We start from the raw sequence: 20,841 nt of genomic DNA on the forward strand, positions 1-20,841 counted from the left end.
CGATGTCAATGACTCTGTCCGTCTCCCATCTGCGGCGGTCCTACGGCCGCGACGGCGCCGACGTCGCGATCGCCGACGTCGACTTCACAGTGCGACGCGGGGAGTTCCTCTGCGTGGTCGGGCCATCGGGGTGCGGCAAGACGACACTGCTCAAATGCCTCTCGGGGCTGCTCCCACCGTCCTCGGGCGAGGTGCGGCTGGGCGAGAAGGTGATCGAGGAGCCGCCCGACGAGTTGGCGATGGTCTTCCAGGACTACAGCCGGTCGCTGTACCCGTGGCTCACGGTCGAGCAGAACGTCGTGCTGCCGCTGAAGGCGCGCCGGGTGCCCCGGGCCGAGCGCACCGATCGGACGCGGGAGGCATTGGCCGCCGTCGGGCTCCTGCAGGCGCGCACCAAGCGCCCCTACCAGCTCTCCGGTGGCATGCAGCAGCGCGTCGCGATCGCGCGGGCGCTGGCCTACCGGCCCGAGATCCTGCTCATGGACGAGCCGTTCGCGTCGATCGACGCCCAGACCCGCGCGGAGCTGGAGGACCTGACGCTGCGCACGCGGGACCTGTTCGGCATCACGGTCCTGTTCGTCACCCACGACATCGACGAGGCCGTCTACCTGTCCGACCGCGTCGTGATCCTCTCGCCGTCACCCGCGACCGTGGCCGAGATCGTCGACGTCGACCTCCCCCGGCCCCGCGACCAGATCAGCACGAAGGAACTCCCGGAATTCGCGGCGTTGCGCGGGCACGTCTTCCGCGCGGTGCGCAACCGCCCGGCCGGAACCGACGACCCGGAACCGCCCGAGCCCGCACAGGGCGCAGCGGCGCGTCCCGGGAACGTCCGGACCTGAGCAGAGGACGGAGCATGGTGACCAAGAACGCCACCGCGGCGCGTACCGCGGAAGCCGACGTCGTTGTGGCCGGCGGCGGGCCCGCAGGCGTGTGCGCCGCGATCGCGGCAGCCCGTTCCGGTGCGCGCACCACCCTGCTGGAGCGCGCCGCGTTCCTCGGGGGCACCGCGACCGGCGCGATGATGGCCAGTTTCATGGGCTTCTATTGGCGCGACACCCGCGTGACCGGTGGGATCGGCTACGAGATCACCCGCCGCCTGGTCGACGCGGGCGGCGCGACAGACTTCCTGGACTACACCATGGGCGAGGCAGCGGGAAATCCGTTCGTGCAGCGGACGTTCCCGTTCGACCCGGAGGTGCTGAAGTTCGTCCTGGACGACATGGTCTGCGAGGCGGGCGTGGACGTGTGGCTGCACACCCAGGCGGTCGACCCGATCGTGACCGACGGCCGCGCGGGCGGGGTGATCGCGCAGGGTGTGATGGACCGCACCGCCATCTCCGCGCCCGTCACCGTCGACACCGGTGGGAACGGCGCGCTGGCCCGCGGGGCGGGCGCCGACTTCCAGAACGGCTCGGACGACCGCCACGACCTCCAGCCCATGACGCTGATGGCGCGGCTGAGCAAGGTCGACGTCGCCCGGTTCCGGGCGCTGCCACGCGCGGAGAAGCAGCGGCTGTCCAAGCACGGGATGGCGACGGGCGAGCTGGCGCAGCGCATCTTGTCGCTGGTCAGCTCCCCCAGCGGGGACGACGCGTTCATCCTGATGACGCGGGTGAGCGGCTGGGACGGCGCTGACGAGCGCGATCTCACCCGCGCCGAGATGGAGGGCCGCCGCCAGCTGCGCGGGGTGCTCGGGTTCCTGCGCCGCGAGGTGCCGGGTTTCGAGCGGTGCGGGCTCACCGCGACGGCCCCGTGGATCGGGGTGCGGGAGACCTGGCGCATCGTCGGCGACCACGTGCTCGAGGCCGAGGACGTGCTGGAGGGTCGGCAGTTCCCGGACGCGATCGCCCAGGGCGGGGGTCCGCTCGACATCCACCACCCCCGAGGTGGGGGGCTCACGCTGACCGAACCGTCCACGCCGTTCTCGACCCCCTACCGGTGCCTGCTCCCCCGCGGCGTCGAGAACATGCTCGTCGCGGGCCGCTGCGCCTCGGCGACCGGCGAGGCCATGGGCGCGCTGCGACACATGGGCTCGGCGATGGCTCTCGGCCAGGCCGCCGGGACCGCAGCGGCACTCGCCGCCGCACAGGGCATCCCACCGAGAAAGGTCGACCCAGAGGAACTGCGACGGGTGCTGCGCACACAGGACGCCATCATCGACAACCCGGTCACCACCGGGCGACCGGCCGTCGCGCAGTGAGGACGTGACGACATGACAGGACCCGACCACGACGTGATCAGCGAGCCGGCCCGCGACGTCCCGATGATCGGGGAGGGCGACCGGCATCGTTCCCGTCCGCATCGGGGGAGCCCGCAGCACGGCCCCCAGTCCGGCTCATCGCCACCTGCACTGCGCCCGTCACCAGTCGGTGATGGGATCCCTCGCTGCACTGAGAGAGGTAGTCCCGTGACGAACCAGCCCACCTCACCCCTGGTCGAGCGGCCCCTGCGGTTGACCAGACGATCAACGCCGCAGGCACGCCGTGCGCTCGGCAGCGGCGCGGCCGGCTCCGTGCTGGAGTGGTTCGACTTCGCCCTCTACGGCGCGACGTCCGCGACGGTCTTCCCGCTGGTGTTCTTCAGCAGCGAGGACCAGGCGACCGCGATCCTGTTGTCCTTCGCGACCTTCGGCGTCGGCATCCTCGCTCGCCCGCTCGGAGCCGTCGTCTTCGGCTACTTCGGTGACCGCGTGGGCAGGCGGGCCGTCCTGCTCACCACTTTCATCATGATGGGCGCATCCTCGATCGTCATCGGGCTGCTGCCGGGCTACGCCCAGATCGGGTTCGCGGCACCGATGTTGCTGGTAGTGATGCGCTTCCTGCAGGGTTTCGCCCTCGGCGGGGAGGCGACCGGTGCCCAACTGCTGACCATGGAGCATGCCCCGCGCGACCGAAGGGCCCTCTACTCGTCGCTGATGACAATGGGCGCACCCGCGAGCCAGGTCCTGGCGAACCTGATGCTGGTCCTGCTCAGCGCGACCCTGACCGACCAGGCCTTCCTGTCGTGGGGCTGGCGGATCCCGTTCCTGCTCAGCGTGCTTCTGGTACTGGTCGGCATTTACATCCGGCTGAAGGTGGAGGAGACCCCGCTGTTCAAGGCCGGTGTCGAGAGCGTCGCCGGCGCGCCGGACGGCCCCCTCACCGTCGTGCGCGCGCACTGGCGCACGCTCCTGCGCATGATCCTGGCGTACGCGCCGAGCGTCGTCACCTTCTACGTCATCACCGTCTTCGGGACCGGCTACCTCACCAAGACGGTCGGGCTCAGCAACGACGAGACGTTCACGATCATTATGGTGTCGAACCTGCTCTCGGTCGGCGCCATCGTCTTCGGCGGCTGGATGGCCGACATCTTCGGGCGCATCCGCATCCTCAGCATCGGCAGCCTCGGGTGCCTGGCCGGCGCGTTCGTCTTCTTCGCCGTCGCCGACACCGCGAATTTCTGGCTCATCCTCGCCGTCGTCAGCATCGCGCTCTCGTTCGCACAGATCGGCAACGCCGCCATCGCGGCGCTGTTCGCCGAGGCCTTCCCCACCCACCACCGTTACACCGGCTCGGCCCTCTCGACCACCGGCTCGACCCTGGTCTTCTCCGCGCCGGCGCCTTTCGTGGCAGCATGGCTGACCCAGTCGGTGACACCCGGCAGCACCGTCCTCGTCACCGTGATCTGGATCGTCATCATCGTCGCCGCGCTCGTGAACCTGGCACTGATGAAGGAGGGCCCCAGCCTGGAGGGTGACCGCCAGTACTTCGGTCGCCGTATCCCCGCCGATGCCGCCGAACTCCTCGCCAAGGACCCCGAGTCCGAAATCGTGGACGTGCGCTCCGCAAACGGCCGCGCGGTGATGGACCAGCAGCGCCGACCGGGCCCGGACCGGACCTCGCCCGCCGACCCCGATCCGTCCGAGGACGCCGGTTCGGATTCCGACGCGATCCGCAACGTCATGGGCCGCTACGTCCGCCTGATCGACACGGGACGGTACGCGATGCTGGGCGAGTGCTTCACCGACGACGTCGCGGCCACCTTCGCGGGGGCGAGCGTCGATCCGGGGCTTCCCGGGGCCATCTCCTACATATCTAACCTTGGCCGGTTCGCGTCCTGCCAGCACCTCCTCTTCCCGCTGAATGTCACCACATCGGGCGACACCGCGACGGCCCACATGTACGGCACCGCGGTCCTCGTCAGCGATGACGGCCCCCGCGCCGAGGCCGTGGTCCGCGGCCTGTCGTACGACCTGCGGCTGCGACGCACGGAGGCGGGGTGGCGAATCGCCGTCCTGGAGCAGCAGGCCCTGTGGTCGTTCCGCACCAGGGCGACCCTCGCTCCCGGTTCCGCGTTCTCGGGTACGACGACGGCGTAGGCGTCGCGCCACACCCCGGCACCCCCGACCGCGGGTCGCAGCCTCGGCCGGCCGCCGTTCGAGCGGGGTGCCGGCCAGGACGGACATCGGTGGTGGCTCGCAGCAGAGCGACCGCGCCGCGCGTCGTACTCGGTGTCAGATCCACTGCGCCGATCGGAAGCATATGTGGAACGCGGGGCGGCGCAAGCCCTGTTGTCGGGAGGTCCGGTGCTGGAGACCCGCTGGCTCGAAGCCTTCATCGCGGTCGCCGAGGAGCTGCACTTCGGTCGCGCCGCCGCGCGGCTGCGGCTCGCGCAGTCCCCGCTCAGCCAGACCATTCGGAGGCTGGAGAAGGAGCTCGGGACGAAGCTGTTCGACCGCAGCACCCGCAGCGTCGCGCTCACCCCGGCCGGGCACGCGTTCCTGCCGTACGCGCGTCGTGTGTTCGAGGAGCTGGAGCTCGGCCGGCAGGCGGCCCGGGCGACCGACGGCGTCGTCTACGGCGCGGTGTCCATCGGGTTCTCCGGTGCTCTCAACCACCTCATGCTGCCGCCGCTGACCAGGGCGGTCCATCAGCGGTTCCCGGACGTCACGCTGTCGCTGAACGGTGGGGTGATGACCCACGACGGCGTCGAGCGGCTCGAGCGCGGTGGCCTGGACATCGCCTTCGTCGGGCTGCCGATCGACCCGTCGCCGGTGCGGACCCGGCTGATCGGCCGGGAGCCGCTCGGCGCGGCGCTGCCCGTCGACCATCCGCTGGCGGGGGAGGCTGCGATCGATCTCGCCGACCTGGCCGATGACGGGTTCATCACCACACCGGTCGCGGCGGGCTCCGCACTGGAGCGGCTCGCGATGCAGGCGTGTGTGGCGGCGGGCTTCCGGCCGCGCGTGGTGCAGGAGATCACCGACCCGTACATGATCCTCACCCTCGTGTCGACGGGTGTCGGCGTCGCGCTGATGCCCTCCGAGGTCGCCGGGATCATGCCCTCGGCAGCGGTGTTCGTGCCGCTGCGCGGGGAGCCGACCTACATGGAACACGGCCTGGCCTGGCTCGAGGAGAACCCGTCGCCGGTGGTGCACGCCGTGCTCGACGTCGCCGAAGAAGTCCTCCCGACTCCTCCGACCTGATTATGTGTGCAGCAAGCATGGTGTATGTGCAACTAAGTATTGGACGCGGCATAGTTCCGGCTGCGACGCTCGTCTACGACCGGACGCGCCAGGCATAACCGCGTACCAGGACGCCGGCATGGACCACGCGGTGATCGGCTTTCTGCCGGTTACGGGCACCGAGCGATTTATGGGCCTCTTCCAGCGCACGGTCGCACCGCAGCTCGCCGTGCACGGCGGCAACCGAAGGAGTACGTGATGCGCAATGTGGACCGAGAAGAGGTGCGCGCCCTCGCCGTCCAGGCGGGGTTCGGGCTGGACGAGAGGGAGGTCGACGGTTTCGTCGAGCTGATGGCCACGCAGATCGAGACGCTCAAGGAATTCGAGGCACTCTCGGAGCCGGCCCCAGACACCTTCCCCGCCGTTCGAGTGGTCGGTGCCCGCCCGAGCCGGGAAGAAGACCCTCTCAACGCCGTGATCCGGCACGTCCGGGTCACCGGCGCGGGGGAGGGCGTCCTGGCCGGCAAGCGGATCGGCTTGAAGGACCTGATCGCCGTCGCGGGCGTGCCGATGACTTGCGGCTCCCGGGTGCTCCAGGGTTTCGTTCCGGACGAGGACTCGGTACTGACCCGTCGCCTGCTCGAGGCGGGCGGCGAGATCGTGGCGATGCTCAACATGGACGACATGGCGTTCTCCGGCGGGGGAGAGACCTCAGCCTTCGGCGCGATCCGTAACCCCTTCGATATCGAGCGCACGGCCTCCGGCTCGTCGGGCGGCTCCGCCGCGGCACTGGCCTACGACGACATCGATATCACCTACGGGACCGACCAAGGCGGCTCGATCCGGCTGCCCGCCGCGTGGTGTGGGGTGCTCGGTCTCAAACCAACGTACGGATTGGTGCCGTACACAGGGATCGTCCCGCTCGACCGGGCCTTCGACCACGTCGGTCCGCTAGCCACGACAGCCGAGGACCTGGCCCGCGGGCTCGAGGCCGTCGCCGGGTACGACCCGTCGGATCCGCGGCAGCAGCCGGGGTGCACCGCCGGTAGTTACGTCGACGCCGTCCGGCAGGCGCCTGAGTCGTTCGCCGGCCTGCGCGTGGGCGTCTTGGCAGAGGGGTTTCCCGCAGCCCGGCCTGACTCACCCCCGGGGACCGCAGAAACCAATGAGGCAGTCCGCGGCGTGATCGACCAACTCGCCGCGGCCGGCGCGAGGATCACCGACGTCTCCATCCCCGAACATGCGCTCGGCCAACAGATGGTCTTCGTCGCGCTGGTCGAGGGGTCCAGTGCGATGCTCGCGGCGCACGGCAACGGGTACCACGCCAAGGGCCGCTACGATGTCGCGCTGGCCCGTGCGCTCGGGCCCGCCCTGAAGGCGTCCGGCTCCGAGCTTCCGCCCACCGTCAAGCTCACCGGAATGCTCGGCGCCTACATGCGAAACGAGCAATTCGGCTCCCTGTACGGCCGGGCGATGAACCTCGCGCCGCGTATCACGGACGCGTTTGACCGTGCTCTCGCAGACGTCGACGTCCTGGTGATGCCTACGGCCACGCACACCGCCCACAAGGCCGCCCCGGACGCCGGGTTGGCCGAGCACGTGTTGCGCGGTTGGACGATGCTCGCCAACTCGCCCTCGACCAACGTCTCGGGACATCCAGCGATCAGCATCCCCGCCGCGGTCGCCGACGGGCTGCCCGTCGGCGTCCAGTTCGTCGCCCCCCACTTCGCCGACGACCGGTTGATCTCGGTCGCGGCGACCTGGGAGGCGCTGCACGGCTGGCACCCCGTTCCCACGATCAGTCCCACACGACTCACAAAGGAGCAGCAATGACTCAGCAGTCCCTTGTCTCCCGGCGAGATTTCCTGCAGGGCAGCCTGGCGGTCTCGGCGCTCGCCGTGGCATCCCCGGTCCTGGCCGCATGCGGCGCGGAGTCCCCCGGTAGCAGCAACACCATTACCGTCGGGGCGATCGCCGACAAGACCGGTGCCTTCGCCACTTACGGCGCCCCGACGATCCAGGGCATGAACCTGGCGGTTGAAGAGATCAACGCCGCAGGCGGTGTCCTCGGCAAGGACATCAAGCTCAAGTTCCTCGACGGCAAGACCGACGTCGCGGTGTGGACCTCCAACGCTCGAGAACTGCTCCGCGACCCGTCGATCACGACGCTGATGAACGGCGGTGCCTCGAACCAGCGCGAGGCCTACCGCGCGATGGTGACGCCGGCGAAGAAGATGCTGTTCTATAACCACCAGTACGAGGGCGGCCTGTGCGACAAGAACGTCTTCAGCACCGGCATCGTGCCGAGCCAGCAGGTCAAACCACTGGTGGAGCACATGATCGAGCAGTACGGACCCAAAATGTATGTGCTCGCCGCCGATTACAACTACGGCCACATCGCCACCGACCTGACCAAGAAGTTCGCCAAGGCCGCCGGTGGTCAGGTGATCGCGTCCGAGTTCTTTCCCCTCGACGTCTCCGATTTCGGCACCACGGTCGCGAAAATCCAGCGGACCCGGCCCGACTTCATCATCTCCCACCTGGTCGGCAACGATCACCTCAACTTCCACCGACAGATGGCCTCGACCGGCCTGAACAAGACGCTCTGGACGGGAGCGCCCACGTTCGGTCTTGGCAACGAGCAGTTCAAGCTCGGACCCGCCGACAGCCAAGGCATCCTGTCCGCGCTGAACTACTACGAGGAAATCGACACCCCGGAGAGCAAGGACTTCGTCGCCAAGGCGAAGGCCAAGTACCCGGACGTGCAGTACGTCAACAGCGAGATCGCCACGTCCTACACGGCCTGGATGCTCTGGGCTGCCGCGGTCGAGAAGGCCGGCAGTACTGATCTGGACAAGGTGACCAAGGTTCTCGAGGCGGGCCTTACGGTCAAGGGCCCCGAGGGCGCCTTGACTATGGACGGCAAGACCCACCAGCTCTCGCACAACATCTCGTTCGCCAAGGTGAACGGCTCAGGCCGGTTCGAGATCATCAAGACCATCGAGAACCTGGTGGCCGAGCCCTCTTGTGACCTGATCGCCAACCCGAACCAACACACCCAACTGGTCTCCTGATGGATTCATTTCTCAACGGAACCGTCATCCTGCTGGGCACCGTCGCGACCCTCGTGCTGGTCGCGGCGGGTCTGGCAGTGATCTTCGGGTTCATGCGAATCATCAATTTCGCCCACGGCGAGTTCGTCGCGCTCGGTGCCTTCGCGGTACTGGTGTGCGACCGAAACGGCATCCCGTTCCCTCTGGCCGTGGTGATCGCGACGCTGGTGGGCGCGATCTTCGGGCTGATCGTGGAACGGGTGCTGATCCGCCCGCTATACGGCCGGCTGGTGGACACCCTTTTGGTGACGTTCGCGCTCAGCCTGCTGCTTCAGCAGGGCTTCCTGATCGGCTTCGGTACCAGCCCAGCGGGCATCGGCTCGATGGGCGGTTCCTGGAAGGTCGGCCAATACTCCATCCCCCAGTACCAACTGTTCCTCATCGTGATGACCGGCGTGTTGGTCGGGGTGCTGTGGTGGGTTTTCACCCGCACCATGTACGGCGCTCGAGCCAGGGCGGCGTCATCGGCGTCCAGCGTGGCCAGCACTCTGGGTATGGACCCTGTGCGAATCAACGCCGCCACCTTCACCCTGGGGAGTGCGTGTGCGGCCCTCGCCGGTGCGCTGCTCACCCCGGTGATCGCAGTGCAGCCATTCATGGGTGTCTCCTACCTCCCGCTCGCCTTCCTCACGGTCGTGACGGGAGGGTCGGCGCCGCTCACCGGAACCACCGCGGCGGGATCGTTGTTGGGTGTTTCGCAGTACACCGCCAGCGTGCTCACCAACCCTTTCCTCGGCACCGTCGCCGTACTGGTGGTGGCCGTGGTCGTGCTTCGGTTCCTTCCCCGGGGAATGTCGGCAAAGTGGAGGTCGAAGGTATGAGCGGCGTACGCTCCTGTTTCCTCGGGACCCGGGGCAACTTGCTGCTGGTCGCCTTCACGACCGTGGTCGTGCTGCTAGTCGCTCAGGCGTTCGACTACTCGCTGCTCGACCGGGCGACATCCTGGGTGATCTATGGCCTGCTCGCGCTGAGCATGTCGTTCGTGTGGGGCAAGCTGGGCATCTTCAGCTTTGGCCAGACCGCCTTTTTCGCGGTCAGCGCCTACGGCTACGGCATCACGGTCGGCAACATCGGTGGCACCGCCGGCAGCTTGGTTGGCATCGTGGTCGGCATCGGTGCCGCGACTCTGGTAGCGACTCTGCTCGGATACTGCATGTTCTACGGCGGGATCACCGACCTGTTCGTCGCGATCGTCACCATGGCGATGACGCTGATCCTCGGCATCATGGTCACCTCCATGTCCGGACCACAGTGGAAGGTCGGCGATGTGCCGATCGGCGGGTACAACGGCATGGCGGGCATCCGCCCGCTGGAGTTCGGCACGGAGATGCTCTCGGGTTACACGCTCTTCGTGGTGGTCGTGCTGGTCGCTCTGGCCGCGTACGTGGCGATCCGGGTTCTGCTCAGTCGGCCCCTGGGAAGGATCGTGCTGGCCACCGCCGACAACGAGACCCGAGCCGAACTGCTGGGGTTCGATGTCCGCGCATACCGGCTCATTGGCTTCGCCATCGGTGGCGCGGTCGCAGGTGTCGCTGGGGTACTGTTCGCGTCCTGGCAACAGATTGTGACCCCCGACCTGTTCGCGCTCTCCCTGGCCGGCTCGGTCGCCATCTGGGTGCTCGTCGGTGGGCGCACCTCGCTCGGCGGCGCCTTCGTCGGCGCGGTACTGATCAACGCGATCAACTCCTACTCCGACCGGCTCACCATCGGCGGCTCCGCGCCGCTTGCCGGGCACGGTCCGATAGCGCTCGGGGTCATCCTCATCGTGTTCGTGTTGGTCCTTCCCAACGGGCTTGTTCCTGGTGCCGGCTCGCTTGTCAAGCGTCTGCTGAACCGTGCCGGCCCCGATGTCAGTGACCAGCCGTCCTACGACCTGAAGGCCCTACCGGGCCTCTTCCCGCGCCGTACCGAGGGGCCCGTTCCGCAGCTGCGCGCCGCAGCGGTAAGCAAGCACTTCGGCGGCGTCCGAGCGGTCGAGCACGTGGACCTCTCGCTCGACCGGGGCGTGCGCAGCCTCATTGGGCCGAACGGGGCCGGCAAGTCGACGTTCTTCGCCGTGCTGACCGGGCGGCTCGCGCCGACGAGCGGTCGGGTCCACCTCGGTGAGCGGGACGTGACCCGGATGCGGCCGTACAAGCGGGCCCGGCTCGGAGTCGGCCTGAAGATGCAGGCGCCCTGCGTCTTCCCGACCTTGAGCGTCCAGGAGAATATCTGGCTCGCTGCGTACAGCGCTGATCGCAACGCCGCCCGGGCGACAGCCCGCAGCAGGGAGCTGAGCGGCTGGCTTGGCCTGACGCTTCCCGCCGACCTCGCCGGGGCGCAGTCGCACGGCACCCAGCAGGTGCTCGAGGTGATGATGGTCCTCGCCGCCCGGCCCGGCGTGGTGCTGCTCGATGAACCGGCGGCCGGGATGACCTCGAACGAGACGGCCGCCCTCGCCGACGCGATCCGGGATCTAGGCCGGGAGCGCACCGTGGTCGTTGTGGAGCACGACATGGAATTCGTCGAAAGTCTGGAGTCCGACGTCACGCTGCTCGTCGAGGGCTCAGTCTTCTTGGAGGGTTCGATGGAAGACCTGCGCGCGGACCAGCGGGTGCTGGACATCTACTTGGGGAGGGCCGTCTCGTGAGTCTCGACGTGACCGGGCTACGCGCGGCGCACGACATCACTCCAGTGCTGCACGGTGTCGACCTGCACCTCGCGGGTGGCGAGGCAATCGGGCTGGTCGGGCGTAACGGTGTCGGCAAGACGTCCTTCGCGAACACGCTGACCGGCCTGCTCCGCACCACCGGCGGGCGGATCGACTTCCTCGGCGAGGACATCACTGGCCTGTCAGCGACCAAGCGGGGCCGCAGAGGCATCGCGTACATTGGTCAGGACAGCGCGGTCTTTCCGACCTTGACGGTGCTCGAGAACCTCATGGTGGGGATCAGCACGTGGCGTCGCTCGGAGGCGGAGCAGAAGGCGCTCGCCGTCGTCGACGAACTTTTTCCGGCGCTGCGGCAGCGGCTGACTCACGCCGGCTTCGAGCTCAGCGGTGGTCAGCGCAGATTGGTCGAGCTCGCCCGGGTGATGCTCCGGCGCCCAAAGCTGCTGGTGCTCGACGAGCCGACCGAGGGCGTGCAGCCTTCGTTCGTCCAGGACCTGCTGGACCGCCTGATCCAGCTGAAGCATGACTCCGGGCTCTCCGTCATTGTGATCGAGCACCGGCTGGACTTTGTGGCAGCGCTCGCCGACACGGTAAGCGTGATGGTGAAGGGTCAAATCGTCACGACGGTACCCGCCGACCAGCTACTCACTGACGACGAGCTCCACCGTCGCTACCTCGCGGTGTGAGAGATCATGACCCATCGGCCCCACCGGGTCGTGGCTCTACGCGCCCATCGCCGCGTTCGTGGGCACGGCCTCGCGGCTGCTGTACGACGTACTCGCCGAGATGTTCACCAGCCTGGGCTTCGAGCGGGCGGCCCGGACCGGGTCGACGTCGCTGCAGGCGACCAGGTCGGCGCCGTGCAGCCGAGAAAGGCCGCGACCTCCGCCTTCCTCGGCAGCACGCTCGAGCTTCCGTTGGCCGAGCTGGTGGCCGCCGCGCCGGCGGGGACGCCGCTCGGCGTCGAGGTCCCGCACGCGGTTCCGCAGGCCGGCCTGTCCGATCTCGACCTCGCCCGTCGCGACCTGCGGGCGAACCGCGCCCTCCTCGGCGGCGCCCGTGTCTGACGTCGTCCTCGACCCAGCCCGCCATCGGATCGCACTGGTCGGAGCGGGTATCGGCGGCTCGCTCTCGCCGGCCCTGCACGAACGCGAGGCCCGCGCGCTCGGGCTCGATTACCGCTACTCCCTGCTCGATCTCGATGACCTTCCGCCTGGCTGGACCCTGCGCGATGCCGTCCGTCGCGGGGTGACCGGCTTCAACGTCACCCATCCCGTCAAGCAGGCCGTGCTCACCCAGCTGGACGACCTGTCCGCCGACGCCCGGGCGCTGGGCGCGGTCAACACGGTCAGCGTGCGGGATGGGCGCCTGACCGGGCACAACACCGACCACAGCGGCTTCCTGGCCGGCGTGCGGCACGGGTTGCCCGACGTCCGACTCGGCCGGGTCGTCGTGGTCGGCGCCGGGGGAGCCGGGTCCGCCGTCGCCTACACCCTCGCCGGTGCCGGTGCCGGTGCCGGCGTCGCGATCGCCGACGCCGACGCCGATCGGACGGCGGCGCTCGTGGCCCGGCTGCGGGGCGCGTTCCCCACCGGCGAGATCCACGGGCTGGCGGCGGAGCAGGTTCCGGCCGCGCTCGCGGACGCCGACGGCATCGTCAACGCCACCCCCGTCGGGATGACCGGGCATCCGGGGCTGCCGTTCGACGCCCGCGTCCTCCGCGATCGGCACTGGGTCGCCGACGTCGTCTACCGCCCCCTCGACACGGCGCTGCTCGTGGCCGCCCGTGCCGCCGGCTGCCGGGTGCTCGACGGCGGCGCGATGCTCGTCGCCCAGGCGGCGCAGACGCTCGCTCTGCTCACCGGCGTCACGCCCGACCTCGACCGCATGCGGCGCCACCTCACCGCCCTCACCCGACGAGAAGGAAAGCAATGAGTGACGACCACGCCTGGGACCACGAGGTCGACCTGCTCGTCCTCGGCTCCGGAGCAGGCGGCCTCGGCGCCGCGGTCGTCGGAGCGGGAGAAGGACTGTCGGTCCTGGTCCTGGAGAAGTCCGAGTGGCTCGGCGGCACCACCGCCTACTCCGCAGGCACCTGCTGGGTCCGGTACACCGCATGCAGGACGAGCTCCGAGACCCGCTTGCCCTCCGGCACGTCGAGCAGCCCGGCCAGCGCCGGTGCGAGCGCCATCGTCTCGAATTCGCGTGACGTGGTGAGAGAGAGCCACCACAATCGGCGACGTTGCCGCGTTCGTAGAGAACGCCTGCCGCGGCGGCGGCGAGCAGGGCGGCGGGGATCTTGCGGGTGCGACTATGTAAACCCGCAGGTGAGAGAGAGTGGAATAGCGGGTTCGATTCCCGCCACCTCCACTGCGACATCAGGTCGCCTCTTACTTGTGTAACAGCGCAGGTAAGGGGCGGTTTCCTGGTGCTGGGGGCGTTATGAGAGCCCGGTCAGCCCCACGTGCACAGCACTACAACCGGCCCGTCTCGCACGCCTCCTGGGCGAGCCGGCGGCTGTCGGGGTCGCCGGCGTTCTGCGCGGTCGTGACCGCGAAGAGGCCCACCTTCTCCATGCGGCTGACGACGTCCTCGAAGCCTGCTTCCCGCGCCCAGCCGTGCGCCTGCTGCACCGACCTGCACTCCATGACCCACAGTGCGCCGTCGCGGTTGGGCAGCACGTTGGCGATGAACTCGAGTTGTGGATGGCGGGTCTGGGTGGTGAAGATCAGGACACCGTCGGGCGCGAGCAGGTCACGCAGGCGGGCCACCGATTTTCTGATCAGTTCCTCGGTCAGGATCAGCTCGTACAGCCCGGAGACCACGATGATGTCGGCGGGGCGGTCGAGCGGTGCGGGTTCGAAGGCGTCGCCCTGCTGGTACACGATGTTGGTCAGGCCGCGTGCCGCCGCCTGCTTCTCCCCGAGCGCCAGCCCGTCGGGCGTCAGGTCGCGGCAGACCACCTGGGTCTCCGGCTGTTCCTTGGCCAGGTCCTGCAGGTAGCGGCCGGGGCCTGAGGCCACGTCGAGGATCAGCGCCCGGCCGGCTCTGGCCGAGACCTCCTCCCTGAGCACGTTGTGCAGCAGGGCCCGTCTGGCTCGGATGGCACGCCATCCGACGGCGTTCAGGTAGACGCGGTCGATGAGCTTGCCCAGGCCGAGCCGCCCGCGCGGCTCGTTGGCGTAGACGTAGTCGAGCATGGTGCCGCTGTCGAAGCCGTGCCGGTAGCCGATGCGGATGCCGTCGCTCAGCTGCCCGACCGTGCGCAGCAGGAGCCGCATGATGGTCCACTTCATGAAATATCTCCTTTGATGATGTTGTGTGCGGTTTCCAGGTCGTGAACTGGCCGGCAGAAGCGGACGAGGACCCGCCCCCGCCGCACTCGCCCGTGTACGGGCAGCACCTCGGAGGTGCCGTGGATGGTGACGGGCTGGAGCGGCACTCCCGCCTTGCCGGCGATGCGCGCGGCCCCGGAGCGGAACTCGCCCACGCGCCCGTCCCGCGAGCGCGTGCCCTCGGGGAAGACGACGACGATGCGTCCCTGCTCCAGGAGTTGTACGGCGCGCGCGAGGTCGGCCGAGCCGCCTCCGCCCCGCCGTACGGGAAAGCCGGCGACGAGGGAGCGGCAGGCGAGTGAGCGCAGCCGGCCCGCGAACCAGTAGTCGGCGGCGGCGGCCACCACGGGTCGTCCGCGCGCGGGCAATGCGGCGAGCAGCGCAGCCGTGTCGGCGTGCGAGGAGTGGTTGGCGACGACCACGCACGGCCCGTCGGGAACCGCCCCTTCCACCCGCAACCCGCCGTTGCAGGTGAAGGCGGTCCGCCACAACCATCGCCGCAGGAGAGCGCCGTTCATGGAAGCACCACCGCCACGGCCAGGGCGATCAGGAGGGAGTCGACGCGGTCCAGCAGGCCACCGAAGCCGGGGAGCCAGGCGCCCGCGTCCTTGACGCCCGCGCCGCGCTTGACCATCGACTCGACCAGGTCGCCGAGGGGCGCGCCGACGGCGACGGCGACGGCCAGAGCGGGGGTGAGCGACCCGAGCAGGGCCAGCACGCCGAGCCCGCCCGCCGCGCCGCACAGCACGCCGCTCCAGGTCTTGCCCGGTGACAGCGGTGACAGCCGCGGGCCGCCGACGAGGTTGCCGCCGCACCACGCCGCCACATCGGCGATGGCGACGGCCAGGCAGAGCGCGAACGCCTGGGCGGGGCCGAGCAGGACGAGCCCGGCCAGCGGGGCGAACCAGAGCAGCCCGAACATCCCGAAGGCGGCCCTGCGGGATCCGTCCTCCGCGTCGCCGGACAGGACCGGCGCCAGCGCCACGGCCAGTAAGCACACGGCCGCCGGCCGGTACATGTCGCCCATCAGGGCGGCGACGGGGAGCAGGGCGGCGTGGGCGAGCAGGACGGCGCGTTCGGGGGCGCGCAGCCGTACCAGGCGGGAGTATTCGAGGGCGCAGACGACGCCGAGCACGACCGCGAGCGCGGCGGCGCCCTGAGGGCCGAGCAGGAGGCTGCCCGTCACGAGTGGCGCGGCGACGGCCCAGGTGGTCCAGCGGCGCACCAGCTCGCGCTGCCTGGACCACCACACCGCCAGCCCGCTCACCCCGAGGGCCCCGGCCAGGTAGGGGGCGGCGTCGAGGATCATGACCCGGTCTCCTGAAGGGCGGGGGCGGTGCGCAGCTCGCGGTGGACGCGCGCGAGCCGTACGACCGCTGTGATCAGGGAGCCGGCGGCGAGCACCACCAGCCAGGCCGGCCAGCCCGTGAGGGCGAACAACACCAGCAGGACGCAGCGCTCGGTCTTGCCGGCGGGGCCGCCCTGCGGGCGCCGCGCCCCTGCGGCGGCGCCCGCGAGCGCGGCCCACGAGGGGAGGGTGGCGGCCAGCGCGGCGCAGGCCACGAGCGCGGGGTCGGCCAGCGCCAGGCATCCGGCCAGCGCCGCGTACTCGGCGAGCCGGTCGCCCAGCTCGTTGACCACGGCGCCGAACCTGGTGGTCCCGCCCCCGTCGCGAGCGACGCCGCCGTCGAGGTTCGCGCAGGCCAGGCGGCCGGCGAGGGCCGCCGCGACGGCCACCGCCACCCACGGTCCCGTCTCGCCCAGAGCGAGTACGGCTCCCGCCACCGCGCCGAAGACGATGCCTGACACGGTGATGGCCGTAGGGCGGACGCCGTGGGCGACCAGGAAGGCCCGCACTCCGCTGAGCCGGGCGGCGTACCAGGGTTTGAGGGCGTAGAGACCGTTCATGTCGGCCAATGTCTCGCGTCACGGCAGGCCGATACATGGGGTGTTCAGCGCATTTGTCCCTAGGTAGCGCTACTTACGTGTGGGGCGCCGCATGACCTTGAACGATTCGGTATCACGCTGATCGTATTTGTCCGCGGGCCTGTTGGATCAGGGGAGGGCGTACATTCGCGGCAAGGTGAACGGGTGGGTAGACGTTGAGTTATTCGTCTGGCGAATACCGTAGGGGCGAGAGCAGCGGCAAGGCGACGGCGGCTCTGGTGCTGGGCATCTTGAGCCTGGTCATGTGCGGCATTCTGAGCATCGTCGCCGTGATCGTCGGGCACAGTGCGATGACGGAGATCGACCGGTACGGCCTGGAGGGCCGAGGGCCGGCGACGGCGGGGCTGGTGCTCGGCTACATCGCCCTGGTGCTGTGGGGGATCGGCCTTCTCGTCTATCTGTCGAACTGAGCGTGCCAGGACGCCCCTTCGCCCACGCGAACGGCGTGGGCGGAGGGGCGTCCCGCGTGCTCAGGCCATGAACCCCAGCACCAGGGAGGCGGCGACCGGCGCCATGTAGAGCAGCGGGAACGGTATGTGCGCGTACGAGCGGGCGCGGATCACGGTGATGACGGCCCCGGTGAAGTACACCACCAGGCCGATCCCGGCCAAGACGCCGATGACGGGGACCAACAGCCCGACGAGCAGGCCCGCCGCGCCCGCGGCCTTGGCGACGCCGAGCCAGGGCCACCACTTGCGGGGCACCCCGTAGTCCGCCAGGGGACCCACCACCCAGGAGGCGCGGATGAAGATGGAGACGGCGGAGAAGCCGACCCAGGCGGCGGTGAGGATGGCGACGATGACGTACGTAGTGGACATCAGATGGTTCTCGATTCCTGATCTCGTCAGGCCCAGGACGTGCCGGCGGGCTCTTTGACGGTGGCGTTGATGCGGTTGAAGAAGTTGGTCATGGAGATCGTCAGGATGATCGCGGACAGTTGCCGCTCGTCGAAGTGGTCGGCGACCTCGTCCCAGAGGTCGTCGGGCACGGCGTCCGCGGACCGGTCGGCGATCCGGGTGACGCACTCCGTGAGGGCCAGTGCGGCGCGTTCGACGTCGCTGTAGAACGGCGCCTCGCGCCAGGCGGCCACGTTGCCCACGCGCTCGTCGGACTCGCCGGACTTCTTGAGGTTCTGGATGTGGGCGTGGACGCAGGCGCCGCAGCCGTTGATCTGGCTGGCACGCAGGGCGACGATCTCCAGCAGTTCGCTGGGCGCGCCGCCCTGGTTGATGCCCTTGTAGATCGACTGGATCCCCTTCATGGTCTCGGGGAGGACGAACGCCGGGTTCTTCATGCGGGCTTCCATGATCGAAATCTCCTCTCACCTGTGCACTCATCATGGGAAGCCGGGTTGATACATTCGCGATGCGTCCGCTATGGATGGATATGCGGCGCTGGGGGAGGTGAGGGTGGGCGTACGGTTCGGTGTTCTCGGTCCCGTTCAGGTCATGGCCGACGGCCGGGAGCTGACCGGCCTGGCGCCGCGTCACCGTGCGGTGCTGGCGTACCTGCTGCTGCACGCCCGCACTGTGCTCAGCGCCGACCAGCTGAGCGACGCGGTGTGGGGCGTGACGCCGCCGGACACCGCCCGCGCGCAGATCCAGGCCGCCGTCACCGCCATCCGCAGGGTGCTCCGCGAAGCGGGCGAGGCGCGGCTGCTCATGACCCGCTCGGGCGGATACCAGATCGAACCGGAACAGCTCGACCTGGAGGAGTTCATCGGCCGGATGGCGGCTGTCCAGAAGGAGGCCGATCCGGACACCGCCGCCCGCCAGGTGCGCGATGCGCTCGCGCTGTGGCGGGGCCAGCCGCTGGCGGACGTGCACGCCGACTACGTCGAGAGCGTGCGCAGCCGGCTGGAGCAGCGGCGGCTGGCCGCGATCGAGCGCCTGGCCGACCTGGAGCTGTCCCTGGGCCGGCACGAGGACCTGATCGACGAGCTGTCCGCGCACGTGGCCGCGCACCCTCTGCGTGAGCGGCTGTCGGGCCAGCTGATGCTCGCACTGCACCGCGCGGGACGGCAGGCCGACGCGCTGTCGGTGGCCAGGGCGTTCCGCGGGTCGCTGGTGGAACAGCAGGGGCTGGATCCCGGCCGGGCGTTCGTGGCGATCGAGCAGGCCGTGCTGCGGGGCGATGCGGGCCCGCAGGCCCAGCCGCGGGACAAGCCCGCTGTACGGGAGCCCGGCCGGCGGGCGAATTTCCTGCCGTACGACATCCCCGACTTCGCCGGCCGGGCCGTCGAGCTGGAGCGGATCGCCGGACTCCGGCCAGGGGCGACGATCTTGGCCATCGACGGGATGGCGGGCATCGGGAAGACCGCGCTGGCGATTCACGCCGCGCATCGGCTGGCCGGCCGGTACCCCGACGGGCAGCTGTTCGTCGACCTGCAGGCGCACACGGCGGGGCACGAGCCGATCGAGGCGGGCGCCGCGCTGGAGACGCTGTCGCGCCAGCTCGGGGTGCCGGCCGAACGTGTTCCCTCCTCGACCGCCGCGCGGGCCGCGCTGTGGCGGGCCGAGCTCGCCCAGCGCAGGGTCGTGATCGTCCTGGACAACGCCGCCGACACGGACCACGTCAGGCCCCTGCTGCCGGGCGCCTCCGACAGCCTCGTCCTGGTCACCAGCCGCCGCCGGCTGGTCGATCTCGACGGTGCCCGCACGCTGTCCATGGACGTGCTGCCGGCCAGGGACGGCCTGCGGCTGTTCACCTCGATCGTGGGGGAACGGGCGACGGCCGAACCGAGCGCGGTCCTCGACGTGCTGCAGCTGTGCGGGTTCCTGCCGCTGGCCGTGCGGATCGCCGCCGCGCGGCTGCATCATCGCCCGCGCTGGACCGTCGGCTACCTGGCCGGCCGGCTGCGGGACGAGCGCCGCCGGCTGGCGGAGCTGTCCACCCCGGACCGGGGTGTCGCGGCCGCGTTCACCCTGTCGTACCGGCATCTGGATGCCGAGCGGCAACGGATGTTCCGGCTGCTGGGCCTGCATCCCGGGCGCGACGTCGATGTCCACGCCGCCGCCGCGCTGGCCGGAGTGGCCTGCGACCATGCGGAGACGTTGCTGGAGGACCTGCTGGACGCCCATGTCCTGGCGCAGCACGAGCCCGGGCGGTACACGTTCCACGACCTGCTCCGCGAGCACGCGCGCGCCACCGCGTCCGCCGAGGAGACCGGTGAGGCCCGGCACGACGCCCTGACCCGCCTGCTCGACCATTACCTGCGCACGGCGGCCGCGGCGATCGCCGTTCTCTACCCGTTCGGCGGGCTGCGCAGGCCGTCACTCGCCGAGCCGGCGACCGTGTCGTTCCAGGACGACGCCGAGGCGGGCGCGTGGCTGGATGCCGAGCGCGCCAACCTCGTCGCCGCCGGCAGCCGGGCGGCCGACGGCGACTGGCCGGTGCACGCGGGCCGGCTGGCCACCATCGTGCATCCCTACCTCGACGGTCACGCCCACCACGCCGACGCGATCATCATGCACACGAAGGCGCTGGAGGCCGCCCGCCGTCGGGGCGACCCGGCAGGCGAGGCGCTGGCCCTGCTCGATCTGGCCTGGGTGCGCTGGCGGCAGGGCCGTTACGAGGACTCGTACGAGGTCTGCGGGCCGGCCCTGGACCTGTGCCGCGCGGTCGGCGACCGGCTGGGCGAGTCGCGGGCGCACAACACGCTCGGCAACGTGTGCCTGCGACGGCACGAGTACGAGCGGGCGGACCGTCATCTGGAGCAGGCCCTCGCTCTGAGCCGTGAGATCGGCAATCCCGTCGGGGAGGCCTACACGCTGAGCAGCCTCGGCGTCAGCCACCAGCGGCAGGGACGCCACCGCGCGGCGCTCGATCACCATCGCCGGGCCCTCGCGCTGCACCGCCGGCTGGGGAACCGGCGTGGTGAGGCCGGCGTGCTCGACCTTCTCGGCCAGGTCCACCGGGCGCAGGGGCAGTACGAGCGGGCCCGTGACCAGCACCGGCAAGCGCTGGAGCTCTATCGCGAGCTGGGCGGCCGGAGTGACGAGGCAGCGCCGCTCAACGGGCTGGGGGAGGCCGGCCGGTGCCTCGGCGATCACGACCAGGCCGTCGCGCGTCACTGTGACGCCCTCGCCATCGCGCGCGAGCTGGGCAACCGGGCCGAGGAGGCGCGCGCCCACGAGGGACTGGCGCGCGTCCATCACGATCGTGGCCGCGTCGACGCGGCGCGGGACCACGCGGAACGGGCCCTGCGCGTCTACGCCGACCTGGGCGTGCCCGAGGCCGCGGCGGTCGAGGCGTTCCTGGCGGAGCTCGGCTGAGCCGGTGATCGGCGCTCGCCGGGTCCCGTGTCTACCGGCGTAGACAGGCGAGTCCAGCCATACTGCGGACAATTGT

19 protein-coding genes and 1 pseudogene are annotated in these 20,841 nt (G+C 70.1%); 14 read left to right on the forward strand and 6 right to left on the reverse strand.

All coding sequences use genetic code 11. From position 1 onward, the window contains the following. The first annotated feature begins 2 nt into the window (after positions 1–2). The 12 genes and pseudogenes from E1292_RS08130 to E1292_RS55685 all read left to right on the forward strand — a co-directional run. On the forward strand, positions 3–842 hold the full coding sequence (locus E1292_RS08130) for an ABC transporter ATP-binding protein (RefSeq protein WP_132593638.1): 840 nt from the start codon (positions 3–5) through the stop codon (positions 840–842). A gap of 14 nt (positions 843–856) precedes the next feature. Beyond that, a complete protein-coding gene (locus E1292_RS08135; RefSeq protein WP_132593640.1) occupies positions 857–2,203 on the forward strand; it encodes an FAD-dependent oxidoreductase in 1,347 nt (448 codons plus the stop codon). Positions 2,204–2,410: 207 nt separating this feature from the next. Next, complete coding sequence (locus E1292_RS08140; RefSeq protein WP_165974442.1) at positions 2,411–4,360, forward strand: MFS transporter; 1,950 nt, start codon at positions 2,411–2,413, stop codon at positions 4,358–4,360. 207 nt (positions 4,361–4,567) lie between these two features. Further along, positions 4,568–5,467: a LysR family transcriptional regulator gene (locus tag E1292_RS08145; protein WP_246089995.1), complete on the forward strand. Its 900-nt coding sequence runs from the start codon at positions 4,568–4,570 to the stop codon at positions 5,465–5,467. A 261-nt stretch (positions 5,468–5,728) separates the two neighbouring features. Next, on the forward strand, positions 5,729–7,279 hold the full coding sequence (locus tag E1292_RS08150; RefSeq protein WP_165974443.1) for an amidase family protein: 1,551 nt from the start codon (positions 5,729–5,731) through the stop codon (positions 7,277–7,279). Then, entirely contained in the window at positions 7,276–8,520 is a 1,245-nt protein-coding gene (locus E1292_RS08155) for a transporter substrate-binding protein (protein WP_132593744.1), read from the forward strand. Before E1292_RS08150 ends, E1292_RS08155 begins: the two co-directional genes overlap by 4 nt. Next, positions 8,520–9,380: a branched-chain amino acid ABC transporter permease gene (locus E1292_RS08160; RefSeq protein ID WP_132593646.1), complete on the forward strand. Its 861-nt coding sequence runs from the start codon at positions 8,520–8,522 to the stop codon at positions 9,378–9,380. The genes E1292_RS08155 and E1292_RS08160 overlap by 1 nt, the downstream gene beginning before the upstream one ends. Beyond that, the gene (locus E1292_RS08165; RefSeq protein ID WP_132593648.1) at positions 9,377–11,188 is read left to right on the forward strand and encodes an ABC transporter permease subunit; all 1,812 of its coding nucleotides are present in this window, start codon (positions 9,377–9,379) and stop codon (positions 11,186–11,188) included. The genes E1292_RS08160 and E1292_RS08165 overlap by 4 nt, the downstream gene beginning before the upstream one ends. After that, positions 11,185–11,895, forward strand: a complete 711-nt coding sequence (locus E1292_RS08170) for an ABC transporter ATP-binding protein (RefSeq protein WP_165974444.1) — start codon at positions 11,185–11,187, stop codon at positions 11,893–11,895. The genes E1292_RS08165 and E1292_RS08170 overlap by 4 nt, the downstream gene beginning before the upstream one ends. A 174-nt stretch (positions 11,896–12,069) precedes the next feature. Continuing rightward, positions 12,070–12,276, forward strand: coding sequence for a hypothetical protein (locus E1292_RS53555; protein WP_246089996.1), 207 nt, complete (start codon positions 12,070–12,072; stop codon positions 12,274–12,276). Beyond that, positions 12,269–13,144 carry a shikimate dehydrogenase gene (locus tag E1292_RS08175; protein WP_246089997.1) on the forward strand — a complete coding sequence of 292 codons (876 nt, stop codon included), beginning with the start codon at positions 12,269–12,271 and terminating at the stop codon, positions 13,142–13,144. Before E1292_RS53555 ends, E1292_RS08175 begins: the two co-directional genes overlap by 8 nt. Next, a pseudogene (locus E1292_RS55685) lies at positions 13,141–13,260 on the forward strand (hypothetical protein); the annotation flags it as partial. The gene E1292_RS08175 and the pseudogene E1292_RS55685, both read left to right, overlap by 4 nt. Positions 13,261–13,683: 423 nt before the next feature. Here E1292_RS55685 and E1292_RS08185 read toward each other — a convergent pair. From E1292_RS08185 to E1292_RS08200, 4 genes are read right to left on the reverse strand one after another with little or no spacing between them, the layout of a single operon-like run. Next, entirely contained in the window at positions 13,684–14,505 is an 822-nt protein-coding gene (locus E1292_RS08185) for a class I SAM-dependent methyltransferase family protein (protein ID WP_132593652.1), read from the reverse strand. After that, positions 14,502–15,062: a lysophospholipid acyltransferase family protein gene (locus E1292_RS08190; protein WP_132593654.1), complete on the reverse strand. Its 561-nt coding sequence runs from the start codon at positions 15,060–15,062 to the stop codon at positions 14,502–14,504. The genes E1292_RS08185 and E1292_RS08190 overlap by 4 nt, the downstream gene beginning before the upstream one ends. Further along, positions 15,059–15,853 carry a phosphatidate cytidylyltransferase gene (locus E1292_RS08195; protein ID WP_132593656.1) on the reverse strand — a complete coding sequence of 265 codons (795 nt, stop codon included), beginning with the start codon at positions 15,851–15,853 and terminating at the stop codon, positions 15,059–15,061. Before E1292_RS08195 ends, E1292_RS08190 begins: the two co-directional genes overlap by 4 nt. Further along, a complete protein-coding gene (locus E1292_RS08200) occupies positions 15,850–16,452 on the reverse strand; it encodes a CDP-alcohol phosphatidyltransferase family protein (RefSeq protein WP_132593658.1) in 603 nt (200 codons plus the stop codon). Before E1292_RS08200 ends, E1292_RS08195 begins: the two co-directional genes overlap by 4 nt. A gap of 194 nt (positions 16,453–16,646) precedes the next feature. Between E1292_RS08200 and E1292_RS08205 the strand changes: the two genes are divergently transcribed. Next, positions 16,647–16,901, forward strand: a complete 255-nt coding sequence (locus tag E1292_RS08205; protein WP_220446730.1) for a DUF4190 domain-containing protein — start codon at positions 16,647–16,649, stop codon at positions 16,899–16,901. Positions 16,902–16,961: 60 nt separating this feature from the next. On the opposite strand, the gene E1292_RS08210 is transcribed toward E1292_RS08205, so the two are convergent. After that, on the reverse strand, positions 16,962–17,309 hold the full coding sequence (locus tag E1292_RS08210) for a DoxX family protein (protein WP_132593660.1): 348 nt from the start codon (positions 17,307–17,309) through the stop codon (positions 16,962–16,964). A gap of 26 nt (positions 17,310–17,335) precedes the next feature. Then, positions 17,336–17,797: a carboxymuconolactone decarboxylase family protein gene (locus E1292_RS08215; RefSeq protein ID WP_132593662.1), complete on the reverse strand. Its 462-nt coding sequence runs from the start codon at positions 17,795–17,797 to the stop codon at positions 17,336–17,338. Positions 17,798–17,939: 142 nt separating this feature from the next. Here E1292_RS08215 and E1292_RS08220 point away from each other — a divergent pair, with 142 nt between their 5' ends. Beyond that, positions 17,940–20,765 (forward strand): AfsR/SARP family transcriptional regulator, encoded by a 2,826-nt coding sequence (locus E1292_RS08220; protein ID WP_220446731.1) that lies wholly within the window; start codon positions 17,940–17,942, stop codon positions 20,763–20,765. The last annotated feature ends 76 nt before the right edge of the window (positions 20,766–20,841 follow it).

Source organism: Nonomuraea deserti (assembly GCF_004348685.1).
GTDB lineage: Bacteria > Actinomycetota > Actinomycetes > Streptosporangiales > Streptosporangiaceae > Nonomuraea > Nonomuraea deserti.